The sequence below is a fragment of the Halomonas sp. H10-9-1 genome, assembly GCF_040147005.1.
Taxonomy (GTDB): Bacteria; Pseudomonadota; Gammaproteobacteria; order Pseudomonadales; family Halomonadaceae; genus Halomonas.
Genome location: NZ_JAMSHO010000001.1, coordinates 430,146 through 447,451, shown reverse-complemented (window position 1 = coordinate 447,451; position 17,306 = coordinate 430,146). Strand labels below are relative to the sequence as shown.

Annotated in this window: 17 protein-coding genes; 15 read left to right on the top strand and 2 right to left on the bottom strand. The window is 67.9% G+C overall.

Annotation, left to right across the window (positions count from 1 at the left end; genetic code table 11):
* Positions 1-77: 77 nt before the first annotated feature.
* Positions 78-290 (bottom strand): 50S ribosomal protein L31, encoded by a 213-nt coding sequence (gene rpmE, locus NFH66_RS02065; RefSeq protein WP_349607964.1) that lies wholly within the window; start codon positions 288-290, stop codon positions 78-80.
* Positions 291-310: 20 nt separating this feature from the next.
* Between rpmE and NFH66_RS02060 the strand changes: the two genes are divergently transcribed.
* From NFH66_RS02060 to tatC, 13 genes are all read left to right on the top strand, one after another.
* The gene (locus tag NFH66_RS02060; RefSeq protein WP_349607962.1) at positions 311-2,710 is read left to right on the top strand and encodes a primosomal protein N'; all 2,400 of its coding nucleotides are present in this window, start codon (positions 311-313) and stop codon (positions 2,708-2,710) included.
* A 150-nt stretch (positions 2,711-2,860) separates the two neighbouring features.
* Positions 2,861-4,546: an arginine--tRNA ligase gene (argS, locus tag NFH66_RS02055; protein ID WP_349607960.1), complete on the top strand. Its 1,686-nt coding sequence runs from the start codon at positions 2,861-2,863 to the stop codon at positions 4,544-4,546.
* A gap of 3 nt (positions 4,547-4,549) precedes the next feature.
* On the top strand, positions 4,550-5,272 hold the full coding sequence (locus tag NFH66_RS02050; protein WP_349607958.1) for an SPOR domain-containing protein: 723 nt from the start codon (positions 4,550-4,552) through the stop codon (positions 5,270-5,272).
* A gap of 155 nt (positions 5,273-5,427) precedes the next feature.
* Positions 5,428-5,961: an ATP-dependent protease subunit HslV gene (hslV, locus tag NFH66_RS02045; RefSeq protein ID WP_349607956.1), complete on the top strand. Its 534-nt coding sequence runs from the start codon at positions 5,428-5,430 to the stop codon at positions 5,959-5,961.
* Positions 5,962-5,971: 10 nt separating this feature from the next.
* Positions 5,972-7,294, top strand: coding sequence for an ATP-dependent protease ATPase subunit HslU (gene hslU, locus NFH66_RS02040; RefSeq protein WP_349607954.1), 1,323 nt, complete (start codon positions 5,972-5,974; stop codon positions 7,292-7,294).
* Positions 7,295-7,560: 266 nt separating this feature from the next.
* The gene (locus NFH66_RS02035) at positions 7,561-7,944 is read left to right on the top strand and encodes a gamma-butyrobetaine hydroxylase family protein (protein ID WP_349607953.1); all 384 of its coding nucleotides are present in this window, start codon (positions 7,561-7,563) and stop codon (positions 7,942-7,944) included.
* A 93-nt stretch (positions 7,945-8,037) separates the two neighbouring features.
* A complete protein-coding gene (gene ubiE / locus NFH66_RS02030; protein ID WP_161430083.1) occupies positions 8,038-8,805 on the top strand; it encodes a bifunctional demethylmenaquinone methyltransferase/2-methoxy-6-polyprenyl-1,4-benzoquinol methylase UbiE in 768 nt (255 codons plus the stop codon).
* Positions 8,806-8,812: 7 nt separating this feature from the next.
* The gene (locus NFH66_RS02025; protein ID WP_349607951.1) at positions 8,813-9,451 is read left to right on the top strand and encodes a ubiquinone biosynthesis accessory factor UbiJ; all 639 of its coding nucleotides are present in this window, start codon (positions 8,813-8,815) and stop codon (positions 9,449-9,451) included.
* Positions 9,451-11,073 (top strand): ubiquinone biosynthesis regulatory protein kinase UbiB, encoded by a 1,623-nt coding sequence (gene ubiB, locus NFH66_RS02020; RefSeq protein WP_349611626.1) that lies wholly within the window; start codon positions 9,451-9,453, stop codon positions 11,071-11,073. Before NFH66_RS02025 ends, ubiB begins: the two co-directional genes overlap by 1 nt.
* Positions 11,074-11,112: 39 nt before the next feature.
* Positions 11,113-11,448 carry a phosphoribosyl-ATP diphosphatase gene (locus tag NFH66_RS02015; protein WP_349607949.1) on the top strand — a complete coding sequence of 112 codons (336 nt, stop codon included), beginning with the start codon at positions 11,113-11,115 and terminating at the stop codon, positions 11,446-11,448.
* Positions 11,449-11,512: 64 nt separating this feature from the next.
* Positions 11,513-11,785, top strand: coding sequence for a Sec-independent protein translocase subunit TatA (tatA, locus tag NFH66_RS02010; protein WP_349607947.1), 273 nt, complete (start codon positions 11,513-11,515; stop codon positions 11,783-11,785).
* Between the two features lie 6 nt (positions 11,786-11,791).
* On the top strand, positions 11,792-12,217 hold the full coding sequence (gene tatB, locus NFH66_RS02005; protein WP_349607945.1) for a Sec-independent protein translocase protein TatB: 426 nt from the start codon (positions 11,792-11,794) through the stop codon (positions 12,215-12,217).
* Positions 12,214-12,981: a twin-arginine translocase subunit TatC gene (gene tatC / locus NFH66_RS02000; protein WP_349607943.1), complete on the top strand. Its 768-nt coding sequence runs from the start codon at positions 12,214-12,216 to the stop codon at positions 12,979-12,981. Before tatB ends, tatC begins: the two co-directional genes overlap by 4 nt.
* A gap of 99 nt (positions 12,982-13,080) precedes the next feature.
* Here tatC and elbB read toward each other — a convergent pair whose 3' ends face one another.
* On the bottom strand, positions 13,081-13,743 hold the full coding sequence (gene elbB, locus NFH66_RS01995; RefSeq protein WP_349607941.1) for an isoprenoid biosynthesis glyoxalase ElbB: 663 nt from the start codon (positions 13,741-13,743) through the stop codon (positions 13,081-13,083).
* 208 nt (positions 13,744-13,951) lie between these two features.
* On the opposite strand from elbB, the gene hemB reads away from it, so the two are divergent.
* Together hemB and ppk1 are read left to right on the top strand one after the other, a co-directional pair.
* On the top strand, positions 13,952-14,959 hold the full coding sequence (gene hemB / locus NFH66_RS01990) for a porphobilinogen synthase (protein WP_349607939.1): 1,008 nt from the start codon (positions 13,952-13,954) through the stop codon (positions 14,957-14,959).
* Between the two features lie 45 nt (positions 14,960-15,004).
* On the top strand, positions 15,005-17,218 hold the full coding sequence (gene ppk1 / locus NFH66_RS01985; protein WP_349607937.1) for a polyphosphate kinase 1: 2,214 nt from the start codon (positions 15,005-15,007) through the stop codon (positions 17,216-17,218).
* Positions 17,219-17,306 lie beyond the last annotated feature (88 nt).

Here is a 17,306-nt window from a genome sequence, read left to right as displayed (position 1 = left end):
ATTATTCCGGCCAGATACGCAAGAACCCGCCCAAGGGGCGGGTTCTTGTCACGCACGGCGTAGTGCCGCAACCGCGATCAGCGCTTGAGCGCGGCGCCGAAGCGCTTGTTGAAGCGCTCGACACGGCCACCGGTGGTCGCCTGCTTCTGCTTGCCGGTATAGAAGGGGTGACACTGGGAACAGACGTCCAGATCCAGGTCGTGACCGGCAGTGGAGCCGACCTCGAAAGTGGCACCGCAGGAGCAGGTCGCCTTGATCGCCTTGTATTCGGGGTGGATACCTTGTTTCATCTTGAGCCTCGTTACGCTGTATGCCGCCACCTGATCCGTTGCCAGGCACCGCATACGGTTGTCTATCACCGGCTCGCAACGCGCTGTCGGTTGCCGAGCCATCGTGGAAATTCACCGGAACCCCCGAAACGCCGACCAGGCATTGGGGAGCGCCGTATTCTACCAGAGCCGCCGCCGGAGGCCAATTGCCCGAATCGCCCGTCCCGCGCGTGCTGCGCGTCGCCATCCCCTCGCCGCTGCACCGCCTCTTCGACTATCGTCCCACCCGCGAGACACCCGCCTGCGGCTGGCGGCCGGGCCTGCGTGTCCGAGCGCCCTTCGGACGCCGCGAGGTGGTCGGCATCGTGGTGGAGTGCCGCGACCAGGGCGAGCTGCCGCTGGCCGACCTCAAGCCGGTGCTGGCCTGCCTGGACGACGCCCCGCTGCCGGAAGACTGGCTGTGGCTATGCCGGTTCACCGCCCGTTACTACCAGCACCCGCTGGGCGACACCCTGCACCAGGCGCTGCCCGTACTGCTGCGCCAGGGGCGCGCACTGGCCGCCCGTACCCGGGAACGCTGGGCCCTCACCCCCGCGGGGCATGCCACCGGCCGTGATGCCCTGCCCCGCGCGCCGCGCCAGGCGGCGCTGCTGGAGATGCTGCGCCAGCACCCCCACGGCCTGGCCAGCCAGGCGATCCTCGCCCAGGCCTTCAGCCGCGACCAGCTCAAGGCGCTGGCCGCCAAGGGGCTCGTCGAGCGCCACGCAGAGCCCCTCACCGCCGCGCCCCAGCCCGCCGCCGACCAGCTGCTGGCCGACCCCGCACTACCGCTCAACCGCGAGCAGGCCCACGCCCTCTCGGCCCTGCATGAACGGCTCGATGCCTACCACCCCTGCCTGCTGGAGGGGGTCACCGGCAGCGGCAAGACCGAGGTCTACCTGCAACTGATCGAGGCGGTGGTGGGACGCGGCCGCCAGGCGCTGGTGCTGGTGCCGGAGATCGGCCTCACCCCGCAGACCCTGGCACGCTTCCGCAAGCGCTTCCGGGTGCCGGTGGTGGCGCTGCATTCGGGGCTCACCGACCACGAGCGCCTGGATGCCTGGGAGGCCGCCGCCAGCGGCCGGGCCCCCATCGTGATCGGCACGCGCTCGGCGATCTTCACCCCCCTCGCCCAGCCCGGAGCGATCATCGTCGATGAGGAGCATGACGGCTCCTACAAGCAGCAGGACGGGTTGCGCTACCACGCCCGGGACCTCGCCGTGGCCCGGGCCCACCACCACCACATCCCGCTGCTGCTGGGCAGCGCCACGCCCTCGCTGGAGAGCCTGGCCCGGGCGCGCCGCGGCGAATGGCGCCACCTGCCGCTGACCCGCCGCGCCACCCGCCATGCCCCCGCCGGCCTGGAGCTGCTCGACCTGCGCGGACGCCCGCGCCTGGGCGGCCTGGCGCCGCCAGCGCTGGAAGCGATCGCGGAGACCCTCGAGGCCGGCCACCAGGTGCTGGTGTTCATCAATCGCCGTGGTTTCGCCCCGACGCTGGCCTGCCATGCCTGTGGCTGGCTGGCCGAGTGCGACGCGTGCGACGCCCGCATGACCCTGCACCGCCAGCCGCCGCTGCTGGCCTGCCACCACTGCGACCGCCGGCGCGCCCTGCCGGAGAGCTGCCCCGAGTGCGGCAGCATCGACCTGCGCCCCCTGGGCAGCGGCACCGAACGCACCGAGGAAACCCTCGCCGAGCGCTTCCCCAAGGTGCCGGTGCACCGCATCGACCGCGACAGCACCCGTCGTCGCGACGCCTTCGAGGCGGTCCTCGCCGAGGTGCGCCGGGGCGAGCCCTGCCTGCTGGTGGGCACCCAGATGCTGGCCAAGGGGCACCACCTGCCCCACGTCACCCTGGTGGTGGTGGTCAATGCCGACGCCGGCCTCTACGCCAGCGACTTCCGCGCCCTGGAGCAGGGCGCCCAGCTGCTGGTACAGGTGGCCGGCCGGGCCGGGCGCGCCGCCCACCCCGGCCGGGTGCTGGTACAGACGCTGCACCCCGACGACCCCCACCTGCGCCTGCTCGCTGAGCGCGGCTACGCGGCGCTGGCCGACCGCCTGCTGGAGGAGCGCCGCGCCGCCGCCCTGCCGCCCTTCCGCTTCCTGGCCCTGCTGCGCCTGGAGAGCGCCAAGGAGGAAGCCGCTGGCACACTGGCCAGCCGAGCCGCCGCCGGCCTGCGCGGCTGGCTGGCCGAGCGTGAGCTTGCAGTGGACTGCCTGGGCCCGGTGCCGGCGCCCATGGAGCGGCGCCAGGGACGCTATCATCTGCAGCTGATGCTGAGCGCCGATAGGCGCAGCGCCCTGCATGAGGCGAGCGCCTGGCTCACCGCCTGGCTGGAAGCCACCCCCGAGGCGCGCCGGGTGCGCTGGTCGCTGGATATCGACCCGCAGACGCTAAGCTGACCCCCGCCCTTTAAAGCCGCCCCACAATTGCCGATAATGGCCGGCCATGCCCGTTCAGGGCTCCGTTTCCATGCCCACGCCGGGCCGAGCGCCTTTTCACCGCCGGTTCATCGGCCGCTCGGCCCGACGCCACAGGACATCCGACGCCCCATGAAAGAGACCATCGTTGCGCTGCTCGAGGACGCACTCGACGCCCTACGGCAGCAGGGCGTGCTGCCCGCCGACCTCGCTCCGACCATCAAGGTCGATCCCACCAGGGACAAGGCCCATGGCGACTACGCCACCAACCTGGCCCTGATGCTGGCCAAGCCCGCCGGCCGCAAGCCCCGCGAGCTGGCCGAGGCGCTGATCGGCGCGCTGCCCGAGAGCGAGGCGGTACAGAAGGTGGAGATCGCCGGCCCCGGCTTCGTCAACTTCTTCGCCGCCACCGACGCCGCCGCCCAGGTGGTCCGTCAGGTGCTCGACGCCGGCGACACCTTTGGCCGCAGCCTCATCGGCCAGGGCCACAAGGTGCAGGTGGAGTTCGTCTCCGCCAACCCCACCGGCCCCTTGCACGTCGGCCACGGCCGCGGAGCGGCCATCGGCGACTGCATCTGTCGCCTGCTGGAAGCGACCGGCTTCGACGTGACCCGCGAGTTCTACTACAACGATGCCGGTGCGCAGATCAGCAACCTGGCGCTCTCGGTGCAGGCCCGGGCCAAGGGGTTCGGACCCGATGACGCGGGCTGGCCGGCGGACGGCTATCGCGGCGGCTATATCATCGATGTGGCTAATGCCTACCTCGATGGCGAGACCGTCCACGCCGACGACCGCCATGTCACCGCCAGCGGCGACCCGGACGACCTGGCGGCGATCCAGGAGTTCGCCGTGGCCTACCTGCGCCGCGAGCAGGACCTCGACCTCAAGGCCTTCGGGGTGCACTTCGACGTCTATTTCCTGGAGTCCTCGCTCTACCGCGATGGCAAGGTGGAGGCGACCGTCGAGCGGCTGATCGAGAAGGGCCACACCTACGAGCAGGACGGCGCCCTGTGGCTGCGCACCACCGACTTTGGCGACGACAAGGATCGTGTGATGCGCAAGTCCGACGGGCAGTACACCTACTTCTTGCCCGACGTGGCCTACCACCTCGACAAGTGGCAGCGCGGCTTCACTACCGTGGTCAACGAGCAGGGCGCCGACCACCACTCCACCGTGACCCGGGTGCGCGCCGGCCTGCAGGCCCTGGAGGCGGATATTCCCCAGGGCTGGCCCGATTACGTGCTGCACCAGATGGTGATGGTCACCCGCTCCGGCGTGGAGGTGAAGCTCTCCAAGCGCGCCGGCAGCTACGTCACCGTGCGCGACCTGATCGACGAGGTGGGTCGCGACGCCACGCGCTTCTTCCTGGCCGCGCGCCGGGCGGACTCCCAGCTCACCTTCGATATCGACCTGGCGCGTTCGCAGTCCAACGACAACCCGGTCTACTACGTGCAGTATGCCCACGCCAGGGTATGCAGCGTCGCGCGCCGGGCCCACAACGATGGCCGGCCCTTCGACCATGCCCTGGCCATGGCCAGCCTGGGACGCCTCGAAGAGGACCAGGAGAAGGCGTTGATGAACCGCCTGGCCCGCTTCCCCGAGACGGTGGCGCATGCCGCCGCCGCCCGGGAGCCCCAGCAGATCGCCCAGTACCTGCTCGACCTGTCCGCCGACTTCCACACCTGCTACAACGCGGTGAAGGTGATGGTCGAGGACGACGACCTGCGCAACGCCCGCCTGGCACTGGGCCTGGCCACACGCCAGGTGCTGCGCAACGGCCTGGAGCTGATGGGAGTCGGCGCCCCGGAGGAGATGTAAGCCATGGCGACTCGCAAGCAGCCCCCCAGGAAGCGCGGCGCCACCAATAGCCGGCGCCAACCCAGCAGCAAGACGCGCCGCGAATGGCGCCTGCCCGGCTGGGTGTGGGGCCTGGCCGGCCTGGTGTCCGGCTTCCTGCTCTCCCAGCACCAGCACGGAGTGGCGCCCTGGCAGGTCGAGGACTCGCCGCTGGCGATGGTGTTGCCGCGCAGCGCTCCGCCGGAGAACGAGCCGGCGCCAGCGGCGGAGCCCAGTGAACCGCCGATGCCGACCTTCGAGTTCTACACCCTGCTGCCGGAGTCCGAGGTGATCGCCCCGGGCGGGAAGATGCCCGCCTCCACGGCGACACCGCCGCCCCCGCCCCCGCCGGAGGAGGCGGCGGCGAGCGACGACCCCATCGCCGAGGTGATCGCGGCCAACTTATCCAACGACCGCCAGGCCCGCGAGCCCGTCCGGCAACAGGCCGCGGCGGCCACCAGCGCCTCGGGGCAACGCTACATGCTGCAGGCCGCCTCCTTCCGCGCCCCCGGCGATGCCCAGCAGTTGCGCAGCCGGCTGCGCGACTTCGGCCTGCTGGCCCAGGTCAGCGAGGTGAAGGCCGGGGGTGGCGAGACCTGGCACCGCGTCCAGGTGGGTCCCTACGAGGACCGCCGCGAGCTGTCCCGGGCCCAGGACCTGATGGTCACCCAGGGCATCGAGCCGCTGCTGATCCAGCTCAACAATTGAGCCCGCGCCTCGCCGCGCTGCACATTACCGGTTGAATTCCGGATCGCCTGCCCGCACCTACTCCTTCCAGACAGATTCGTCACGGCGCCCCGGCCATCCCGCGGCGCCGAAAGTCATCGGGAGCCGTTCATCCGCTCCCCCAAGGAGTCCCCTCCATGACCACGATCGTATCCGTGCGCCGCGGTGACCATGTCGCACTGGCCGGCGACGGCCAGGTATCGCTGGGCAACACCGTGATGAAGGGCAACGCCAGCAAGGTGCGCCGCCTCTATCGCGGCGAGGTGCTGGCCGGTTTCGCCGGCGGTACCGCCGACGCCTTCACCCTCTTCGAGCGCTTCGAGGCACAGCTGGAGAAGTATCAGGGCAACCTGGTCAAGGCCGCCGTGGAGCTGGCCAAGGAGTGGCGCACCGACCGTGCCCTGCGCCGCCTGGAGGCGCTGCTCGCCGTCGCCAACAAGGACGCCTCGCTGATCATCACCGGCAACGGCGATGTGCTGGAGCCCGAGGGCGGCATCATCGCCATCGGCTCAGGCGGCAACTATGCCCTGGCAGCGGCCCGCGCCCTGCTCCAGAACAGCGACCTCTCGGCCCGGGAGATCACCGAGAAATCGCTGGCGATCGCCGGCGATATCTGCGTGTTCACCAACCACAATGTCACCCTCGAGGAGCTGCCTGCCAAGGCGAGCTAAGGCCGATACCATGACCCAGATGACCCCCCGCGAGATCGTCCACGCCCTGGACCAGTACATCATCGGTCAACAGGACGCCAAGCGCGCCGTCGCCATCGCCCTGCGCAACCGCTGGCGGCGCATGCAGCTCGAGGGTGACATGCGCCAGGAAGTGACGCCCAAGAACATCCTGATGATCGGCCCCACCGGCGTCGGCAAGACCGAGATCGCTCGCCGCCTGGCCAAGCTGGCCCGCGCGCCCTTCATCAAGGTCGAGGCCACCAAGTTCACCGAGGTGGGCTATGTCGGCCGCGACGTCGAGTCGATCGTGCGCGACCTTACCGAGGCCGCCATCAAGCTGGTTCGCGAGCAGGCCAAGGAGGAGGTCGGCCATCGCGCCGAGGATGCCGCCGAGGAGCGTATCCTCGATGCCTTGCTGCCACCGCCCCGCGGCCAGGAGGACGAGCCACGCCAGGATAGCTCCACGCGCCAGATCTTCCGCAAGAAGCTGCGCGAAGGACAGCTCGACGACAAGGAGATCGATATCGAGGTCTCCCAGCAGGGGCCCAACGTCGACATCATGACCCCGCCGGGCATGGAAGAGATGACCAGCCAGCTGCAGAGCCTGTTCTCCGGCCTGGGCAAGCAGAAGACCGAGAGCCGCCGGGTGGCGGTCAAGGACGCCTTCGCCCTGCTGCGTGACGAGGAGGCCAGCAAGCTGGTCAACGAGGAGGAGATCAAGGCCCGCGCCATCGAGTCGGTGGAACAGAACGGCATCGTCTTCCTCGACGAGATCGACAAGGTCTGCAAGGGCGGTGGCCAGTCCAGCGGTGGCGAGGTCTCCCGCGAGGGCGTGCAGCGCGACCTGCTGCCGCTGATCGAGGGCTCCACGGTCTCCACCAAGTACGGCATGGTGAAGACCGACCATGTGCTGTTCATCGCCTCCGGTGCCTTCCACCTGTCGCGCCCCTCGGACCTGATTCCCGAGCTGCAGGGTCGCCTGCCGATCCGCGTCGAGCTCAACGCCCTGACCCCGGACGACTTCAAGCGCATCCTCACCGAGCCTTCCGCCGCGCTGACCAAGCAGTACCAGGCGCTGCTGGCCACCGAGGGCCTGGAGGTGGCGTTCACCGACGACGGCATCGAGCGCATCGCCGAGATCGCCTGGCGGGTCAACGAGGGCACCGAGAACATCGGCGCGCGCCGCCTGCACACCGTGATGGAGCGCCTGCTGGAGGAGGCCTCGTTCCGGGGCAGCGACATCGGCACACCGCTGACCATCGATGCCGCCTACGTCGACTCGCAGCTCGGCGAGCTGGCGATGGATGAGGACCTGTCGCGGTATATCCTGTAACCAAGCGGCACGCCGCGGGGCACAGTATGCCACCAGCGGCTGCCCGCGGCGCCGGGGACAGGCCGTAGCGGAGGTCCTTGCCTGGGGTGAGAAGCCCTGCTTCGAACGGGCTGGCCATGGATGGCCAGCACCGGTCCTGCAAGCGAAGCAGGACGCGAGAGCGAAGCAGGGCATCGGTAGCACCCAGGGAGGGGTTCACAGCGCCTCCGCGAAGGCCTGTCACCGGGTCAGCCGCGTCCCCTAATGCCCAGATCCGGACGCCAACCATGCCAGCCCCAATTCCTACCAAGGTGCACTACCACAAGCAGGCCCGCGAGCTGGAGCTCGGCTATGCCGATGGCCAGAGCTACCGCCTCGCCATCGAATACCTGCGAGTCTTCTCCCCCTCAGCCGAGGTGCGCGGCCACGGCCGCGGCCAGGAGACCCTGCAGGTAGGCAAGAAGTTCGTCGGCCTCAAGGACATCACCCCCACCGGTCGCTACGCCCTCAAGCTGCACTTCGATGACGGCCACGACAGCGGCCTGTTCAGCTGGGACTACTTCAAGTGGCTGATCGACAATCGCGAAGCCAACTGGGCCACGTACCTGGAGCGCCTGGCGGCGGCCGGCGCCAGCCGCGAGCCGCTGGGCATAGAAATCAAGCAGCTGTAACCCGCGTCAAGACAATCGCCGCCGCGGGAGGCTACAATGGCGCCCATCCGAGGCCTTGACCTCTCCCATGCAGCGATTCGGGAGCCCCATCGCATGAGCGCCAACCCCAGCTCCAGGGACAAGCAGACCACCGATTTCGGCTATCAGGAAGTGCCCCTCGAGGAGAAGGCCTCCCGGGTAGCCGATGTATTCCACTCCGTGGCGGCCCGCTACGACGTCATGAACGACCTGATGTCGTTCGGCATCCACCGCCTGTGGAAGCGGCTGACCATCGAGCGCGCCGGGGTTCGCCCCGGCCACAGTGTGCTCGATATCGCCGGCGGCACCGGCGACCTGACGCTGAAGTTCTCGCGCCTGGTGGGCCCCCGCGGCCGTGTGGTATTGGCCGATATCAACGAGTCGATGCTGCGCGTCGGTCGTGACAAGCTGCTCGACCACGGAGTGGGCGGCAATGTCGAGTATGTCCAGGCCAATGCCGAGTGCCTGCCCTTCCCGGATAACACCTTCGACTGCATCACCATCGCCTTCGGCCTGCGCAATGTCACCGACAAGGATGCCGCGCTGCGCTCCATGGCCCGGGTGCTCAAGCCGGGTGGCCGCCTGCTGGTGCTGGAGTTCTCCAAGCCGGGCAACCCCCTGCTGACCAAGGCCTACGATGAGTACTCCTTCCGCCTGCTGCCGCGCATCGGCCAGGTGGTGGCCAGCGATGCCGACAGCTACCGCTACCTGGCCGAGTCGATTCGTATGCACCCCGACCAGGAGACGCTCAAGGGGATGATGGAGGCGGCCGGCCTGGAGCGGGTCGAGTACACCAACATGACCGGGGGCATCGTCGCCCTGCACCGCGGTATCAAACTCTGAGGTGGGCATGGCGTTGACACCGACCCTGCTGCTCGCCGCTGCCGAGAGGACCCTGAACGGCCTGCTGGCCCGCGACCCGGCTGCCCCCTCGCGCCTGGCCCGGCTGGCCGGCCAGCAGCTGTTGCTGCGCCTCGAGCAGCCCGAGCTGGCACTGGCCATCCACTTCCATGGCGGCGGCCTCGACCTGCTGCGCCCCGATGATACCGACGAGGCGGCCTACGATGCCGTGGTCGAGCTGGACGCCGAGACCCTCGGCGCCCTGCTCGGCGGCGCCTCGATGGAGCGGCTGATGTTCCAGGGGCGGCTGGCGGTTCGCGGCCGCATCCCGCTGCTGGAGGCGACCCGCGACCTGCTGCTCGACCTCGACCTGGACTGGGAGGGCGAGCTGGCCCGCTGGCTCGGCGATATCCCCGCCCACAGCCTGGCCGAGGGACTGCGTCGCCTGGGCCGCTTCGGTCTGCGCACCCGCGAGGAGTTCTGTGCCGACCTCTCCGAATACCTGGTCGAGGAGGCCCGTTTGCTGCCGGGCCGCCCCCAGCTCGAGGTGCTGCGTGACCACCTGACCGAGCTGGAAGTGGCCTCCGACCGCCTCGAGGCGCGCCTCGCCCGCCTGCACCGGCGCCTGGCGGACAGGGTGACGCCATGATCCTGCTGCGTCTGCTGCGCATCCTCTGGGTGATCACCCGCTACCGCCTCGACACCCTGCTGCCCCTCGAGCGCCTGCCCTGGCCGCTGCGCGTCCTGTTCAGGCTCTCGCCGCTGCGCCTGGTGCCCATCGGCGAGCGCTCCCGGGGCGAGCGCCTGCGCCTGGCGCTGGAGTCGCTGGGCCCCATCTTCGTCAAGTTCGGCCAGGTGCTCTCCACCCGCCGCGACCTGCTGCCCGAGGATGTGGCCGACGAGCTCAAGCGCCTACAGGACCAGGTCCCCCCCTTTCCCGGCAGCGAGGCGCGCGACGTGGTCGAGGCGGAGCTGGGCCTGCCGGTGGCCGAGGCCTTCGCTTCCTTCGACGCCGAACCCCTGGCCTCGGCCTCCATCGCCCAGGTTCACGCCGCCAGGCTGCACGGCGGCGAGGAGGTCGTGGTCAAGATCATCCGGCCGGGCATCGACCGGGTGATGCGCCAGGACATGGCCCTGCTCTACCGCTTCGCCCGCCTGCTGACCATCGTGCCCGAGGCACGCCGGCTGCGCCCGGTGGAGGTGGTGCGCGACTACGAGACGACCCTGTTCGACGAGCTCGACCTGCACAAGGAGGCGGCCAACACCTCCCAGCTCAAGCGCAACTTCAGGGACTCCACCCACCTCTATGTGCCGGCCATCCACTGGGAGCTGACCCGTCACCGGGTGATGGTCCAGGAGCGCATCTACGGCGTGCCGGTGGCCGATCTTGCCGCCCTCAAGGCCCAAGACACCGACCTCAAGAAGCTCGCCGAACGTGGCGTGGAGATCTTCTTCACCCAGGTGTTCCGTGACAACTTCTTCCATGCCGACATGCACCCGGGCAACATCTTCGTCTCCCGCAAGCACCCCCACGACCCCCAGTACATCGCCATCGACTGCGGCATCGTCGGCAGCCTGACCCGCGAGGACCAGGACTACCTGGCCCGCAACCTGCTGGCCTTCTTCCACCAGGACTACTACGAGGTGGCGGCGCTGCATATCGAGTCGGGCTGGGTCGGCGAGCATACCCGGGCCAACGAGTTCGCCGCCGCGGTCCGCACCGTGTGCGAGCCAATCCTCGAGAAGCCGCTCAAGGACATCTCCTTCGGCCAGGTGCTGCTGGGCCTGTTCCAGACGGCTCGACGCTTCGACATGAAGGTGCAGCCGCAACTGGTGCTGCTGCAGAAGACCCTGCTCAACATCGAGGGCCTGGGGCGCCAGCTCTATCCGGAGCTCGACCTGTGGAAGACCGCCAAGCCTTACCTGGAGCGCTGGATGGAAGAGCGCGCCGGCGTGAAGGGTTTTTGGGCCTCGCTCAAGCGTCAGGCCCCGGAGCTCAGCCACCAGCTACCCGAACTGCCATCCCTGGTCCACCAGGTGCTGTCCCAGGCCGAGCGGGAGAAGCGCCAGCGCCGCCACCAGGGCGATGCACTCGGCGGCATCCAGCGCCAACTGGCGCACCAGGGCCGCCGCCACCGCCGGCTACGCCTGGGGCTGCTGCTGGTAGCACTGGCCGTGGCCTGGCAGCCGCTGGCCGAGTGGGCCGGCGGGCAGCCCTGGCCGGCGCTGGCCGCCGCGGTCCTCGGCCTGGCGCTGCTGGCCTGGCACTGACCACGTTTCACGCTCGCCCCTTTCACGGAGACGTCAACGATGAGCGATATTCTCGAGCGACTGCAGGTTGTCCTGGATCAACGCCGCGCGGCCGATCCGGCCGACTCCTACGTTGCTGCCTTGCATCACAAGGGCTTGAACAAGATACTCGAGAAGGTCGGCGAGGAAGCGACCGAGACCCTGCTCGCGGCGAAGGACGCCGAGGCCGGTGGCGACTCCGAGCGCCAAGCGTTGATCGCCGAAACGGCCGACCTGTGGTTTCATAGCCTGGTGATGCTGTCGCATCTCGGGCTCGAGCATGGAGCGGTGCTCGACGAGCTGGGGCGCCGCTTCGGCATCTCTGGCCATGACGAGAAGGCTGCACGCCAATCCTAGTCCGCTGGACACAACAGCACTGGCCGTTCCGGGTGACCGGGAACTCCAATCAGAGGAAGCACTCATGTTAGGTGGTATCAGTATCTGGCAACTGCTGATCGTACTCGGCATCATCATCCTGATCTTCGGCACCAAGAAGCTGCGCAACGTCGGCACCGACCTGGGTGGCGCCGTGAAGGGCTTCAAGAAGGCGATGAACGAGGACGAGAAGGGCGACAAGGCCGCGGAAGAGGAAACCGAAGCGCAAGCCCAGGCCCGCGTCGACCACAAGGATGAGACCAACACCTACGACGTACAGGCCGAGCGAAAGCCCGAGGAACAAGAAGAGCGCAAGTAACCCGCCATGTTCGATATCGGCTTTCTCGAACTCCTGCTGTTCGGCGTGGTAGGCCTGCTGGTGCTCGGCCCGGAGCGGCTGCCCAAGGCGGCGCGCACCCTGGGCCTGTGGATCGGCAAGATCAAGCGAACCGTCTCTGGCATGCAGCGCGAGATCAGCGCGCAACTGGAGGCCGAAGAGCTGCGCCAGAAGCTCGACGAGCAGCAGAAGAAGCTGGACGACAGCATCAACCAGGTGAAGCGTGGCGTCGAAGGCATCGCCGAGCCCGAGCGCGGCTCCCACGAGGCCGACAAGCGCGGCCAGGATGTGCCCGTGGCAACGCCGGAGCAGCGCCTGGATGAGGCCCTGTCACGCGCCCGAGAGGGGGCTGACACGCCGCCTGGCGCCGCACCCGAGCCCTCCCCCGTCGACAAGGACGCCCCCGAACGATGAGCAACCCCGGTGACGGCCCGGAACAGCACCAGGCCCCGCTGATCGAGCACCTGATAGAGCTGCGCTCGCGTCTACTGCACGCCGTCGTGGCGGTGCTGGTGATCTTCCTCGGCCTCTACGCCTTCGCCAACGACATCTATACCTTCGTGGCCCAGCCGCTGATGGCGCTGCTGCCCGAAGGCTCGCAGATGATCGCCACCGAGGTGGCATCGCCCTTCCTGGCGCCCTTCAAGCTGACCCTGGTCACGGCGGTGTTCATCGCCGTGCCCTACGTGCTGCACCAGGCATGGGCCTTCGTGGCCCCGGGCCTGTACGACAACGAGAAGGCGCTGGCCATCCCCATCCTGGCCTCCAGCGTGATGCTGTTCTACGCCGGTGCGGCCTTTGCCTACTATGTGGTCTTCCCGCTGCTGTTCGAGTTCTTCACCCAGACCGGGCCGGAGAACGTGACGGTGATGACCGACATCAACGCCTACCTCAACTTCGTGCTGAAGCTGTTCTTCGCCTTCGGTGTGGCCTTCGAGATTCCCATCGCCACCTTCCTGCTGATCGCCTCGGGCGCCACCACGGTGGAGAGCCTGTCGAAGAAGCGTCCCTACGTGGTGCTCGGCTGCTTCGTGGTGGGCATGCTGCTCACCCCGCCGGACGTGATCTCCCAGAGCCTGCTGGCGATCCCCATGTACCTGCTCTACGAGGTTGGCCTGCTGTTCGGCCGCTTCGCCCGCCGCAAGAAGGAGCGGCACGAGGCGGAAGACGACTCCTAAGCTGTAAGCTGTAAGCCATAAGAAAACCCCCAGGCCTCAACTCAATGCTCTGGGGGTTTTACTTAAAGCTTACGGCTTACAGCTCCCGGCGAAGCCGGGTCAGAGATCCATCAGCTCATCGACCCGATCGACCAGCTTGAAGATGCCGGTGGCGGCTTCGCTGATGCGGGTGGCGAGCATATAGGCAGGCGTGGTCACCACGCGATGCTCGAAGTCGACCACGATCTCCTCCACCCCGCAGCTGCGGTGCAGCCCCCCCATGGCGCTGATGGCCCCGGAAACACCGGGATCCTGGCCGATGGTGACGGCAATGCCCTCGCCCAGCAGGCGCGGCACCATCACCGGGCTGATGCACATCATGCCGATGGGCTTGCGCGCCTCGTGAAAGCCCTCCAGCGCCTCCTTGAGCTCATCGAGCACCTGCATCTCGGCGCCATCCTCGGCGAAGCTCGAGAGGTTCTTGGCGGCGCCGAACCCGCCGGGCAGGATCACCGCATCGAAGTCGTCCGCCACCAGCTCTGCCAGGGGCTGGATCTCTCCGCGCGCCAGCCGAGCCGCCTCGCTGAGCACGTTGCGCACCTCACCGTCGGCCACCTCACCGCTGCGGTGGTCGATGACATGGTGCTGGGTGATATCCGGCGCGAAGCAGCGATAGCCGAGGCCCAACTGGTCGAGCCGCAGCAGGGTCAGGGTGGTTTCGTAGATCTCGGAGCCATCGAAGACCCCGCAGCCCGAAAGGATCACCGCCACCTGTTTGCTCATGCCTATCTCCTTGCAGGGTTCGCCTGCCGACGGCAGGACCTGTTAACGAGCTCCACACTCTAGAGCGATCCCACGAGTGCGACAAGGTGAGCCTTTCGGCGCAATGCCACACTGATATACTCGGGGACAGCCAACACAACGCTGTCACATTATTGTCATCAAAGGCCGCCAGACTGCAATCGGCGGCGCCAGAGCCGGAGAGACGACCTTGAGCTGCACGACCCCACGCCAATTCCCCGCCACCCGCATGCGCCGCATGCGCCGTGACGCCTTCTCGCGCCGACTGATGTGCGAGAACGTGCTGACCCCGGCCGACCTGATCTGGCCGGTCTTCGTGATGGAGGGCGAGGAGCAGCGCGAGGCGGTGCCCTCCATGCCGGGGGTCGAGCGTCTGTCGCTGGACCTGCTGATCGAGGAGGCCCGCGAGGCCGTCGAGCTGGGCATCCCCGCCATCGCGCTGTTCCCGGTGGTGGACACCTCGCTGAAGAGCGAGCTGGCCGAGGAGTCCTACAACGCGAACGGCCTGGTGCAGCGCAGCGTGCGGGCTCTCAAGGAGGCCCTGCCCGAGCTCGGCATCATCACCGACGTGGCACTGGACCCATACACCAGCCACGGCCAGGACGGCATCATCGACGAGCAGGGCTATGTGCAGAATGACCGCACCGTGGAGACCCTGCTCAAGCAGGCGCTCTCCCACGCCGAGGCCGGTGCCGATGTGGTGGCCCCCTCGGACATGATGGATGGCCGCATCGGCGAGATCCGCCGGGTGCTGGAACAGGAACAGCTGGTCAACACCCGCATCATGGCCTACAGCGCCAAGTACGCATCGCGCTACTACGGCCCCTTCCGCGATGCGGTGGGCTCGGCGACCAATCTGGGCAAGGCGGACAAGAGCACCTACCAGATGGATCCGGCCAACGGCAACGAGGCCCTGCACGAGGTCGCCATGGACCTGGCCGAGGGCGCCGACATGGTGATGATCAAGCCCGGCATGCCTTACCTGGACGTGGTTCGCCGGGTCAAGGACGAATTCAAGGCGCCCACTTATGCGTATCAGGTCAGCGGCGAGTACGCCATGCACATGGCGGCCTTCGAGAACGGCTGGCTGGATGCCGATGGCGTGATATTGGAATCGCTGCTTTGCTTCAAGCGCGCTGGCGCCGACGGCGTGCTGACCTATTTTGCCAAGCGGGCAGCACGACTGCTCACCCAATAGCCAGGGAGGGGACGGCACGCCCTTCCAGGAAACAGAGAGAAGACCATGGAAGACCGCAGCCCCGAGCAAGTCCCCGCCTTGTCACCTCAACTGAGCGGCCCGAGCGCCGAGGAGAGCGGGGGCGATATTCCGACCCCGCGCCTCAACCAGACCCGCGCCGGCATCAAGCCCAAGGCCAGGCCCCATGACGATGCGGACCTGAGCGACCCGTCTCTTTACTTCAACCGCGAACTCTCCCACCTGCAGTTCAATATCCGGGTCCTGGAGCAGGCCCTGGACGAGTCGCACCCCCTGCTCAACCGGCTGATGTTCCTGCTGATTTTCTCGTCGAACCTGGACGAGTTCTTCGAGATCCGGGTCGCCGGACTCAAGCATCAGGTGGCCCTGGGCGATGCCAGCACCGGGGCCGACGGCCGCTCGCCGCGGGCAGTGCTCGGCGAGATCTCGGCGATCGCCCACGAGCAGATCGAACGCCAGTACCAGATCCTCAACGAGGTGCTGCTGCCGGCGCTGCTGGAGAAGAAGCTGCGCTTCCGGCGGCGCAGCGACTGGACCAAGGCCCAGCACGCCTGGGTTCGCGACTACTTCGAGAGGGAGATCATGCCGGTGATCAGCCCCATCGGACTGGATCCCTCCCACCCCTTCCCGCGGCTGGTCAACAAGAGCCTCAACTTCATCGTCCAGCTCGAGGGCAAGGACGCCTTCGGCCGCGAAGGCGGCCTGGCGATCCTACCCGCACCGCGCTCGCTGCCCCGGGTGATCGCGATGCCCCCGGAGCTGTGTGACGAGGGCTTCAAGGAGGCCGTGTTCCTCTCCTCGATGATCCATGCCCACGCCGAGGAGCTGTTCCCGGGCATGACGGTGCGCGGCTGCTACCAGTTCCGTCTGACCCGCAACGCCGACATGGCGGTGGACCCGGAGGAGGTCTCCGACCTGGCGTCGGCGCTGCGCGGCGAGCTGCTGGCGCGCCGCTACGGCAGCGGTGTGCGCCTGGAGGTGGTCGATACCTGTCCGGAGGAGCTCACTACCTTCCTGCTCAAGCAGTTCGAGCTGGAGGAGGAGGACCTCTACCGGATCAACGGTCCGGTGAACCTGACCCGCATGCTGTCCCTGATCGGTGACGTCGAACTGCCCGACATGTTCTACCGCCCCTTCACCCCGGGCTTCCCGAAGAACCTCGGCAAGGGAAGCAGCCTGTTCGACACCATCGCCGCCGGCGACGTGCTGCTGCATCATCCCTTCCAGTCCTTCTCGCCGGTCGAGGACCTGCTGTCCGAGGCCGCCCGGGACCCAGGCGTGCTGGCCATCAAGCAGACCCTCTACCGCACCGGCGCCGATTCACCCATCGTCAATTCGCTGGTGGAGGCGGCGCGAGGTGGCAAGGAGGTCACGGTGGTGATCGAGCTGCGCGCGCGCTTCGACGAGGCCGACAACCTGTCGCTGGCCTCGCGACTGCAGGAGGCCGGCGCCATCGTCATCTACGGCGTGATGGCCTACAAGACCCATGCCAAGATGATGCATATCGTGCGCCGCGAGAAGGACAAGCTGCGTCACTATGCGCACCTCGGCACCGGCAACTACCACTCCAAGACCGCCCGGCTCTATACCGACTACAGTCTGCTCACCGCCAACCCCTCCCTCTGCGAGGACATTCACCAGGTGTTCCAGCAGCTCTCCGGCATGGGTCGGGCGCGGCGCATCGAGACGCTGCTGCATGCGCCCTTCACCCTGCACGAAGGGTTCGTGACGATGATCGAGCGCGAGGCGGTGGAGGCCCGCAAGGGCAAGCGCGCCCACCTGATCGTCAAGTGCAACTCGCTGACCGAGCCGAAGCTGATCCAGGCGCTCTACCGTGCGTCCCAGGCCGGCGTGGAGTGCGACTTGATCATCCGCGGCCAGTGTTGCCTGCGTCCCGGAGTCCCCGGGATATCGGAGAACATCCGGGTCCGTTCGATCGTCGGGCGCTTCCTGGAGCACACCCGGGTCTTCTACTTCCACAACGCCGGCAAGCCGGAGGTGTGGGCCTCCAGCGCCGACTTCATGACCCGCAACATGTTCCACCGGGTAGAGACCTGCTTCCCGCTGCTGGACAAGAAGCTGGCGGCCCGGGTGCGCAAGGACCTGGAGACCTACCTGGTGGACAACTGCCAGAGCTGGCTGCTGCAGTCCGACGGCAGCTATATCAAGCAGAGCCCCGGCGAGGCCGCACCGATCAGTGCCCAAGAGACGCTGCTCTACGCCTACGCCGCCAAGGCCTGAGCCCGGGCTTCGCTCGAAGCTCGAAGACAGCATAAACGCAACCGCCCCGGCAGCCAGTCTGCCGGGGCGGGTTTTCTTACAGCTTAAG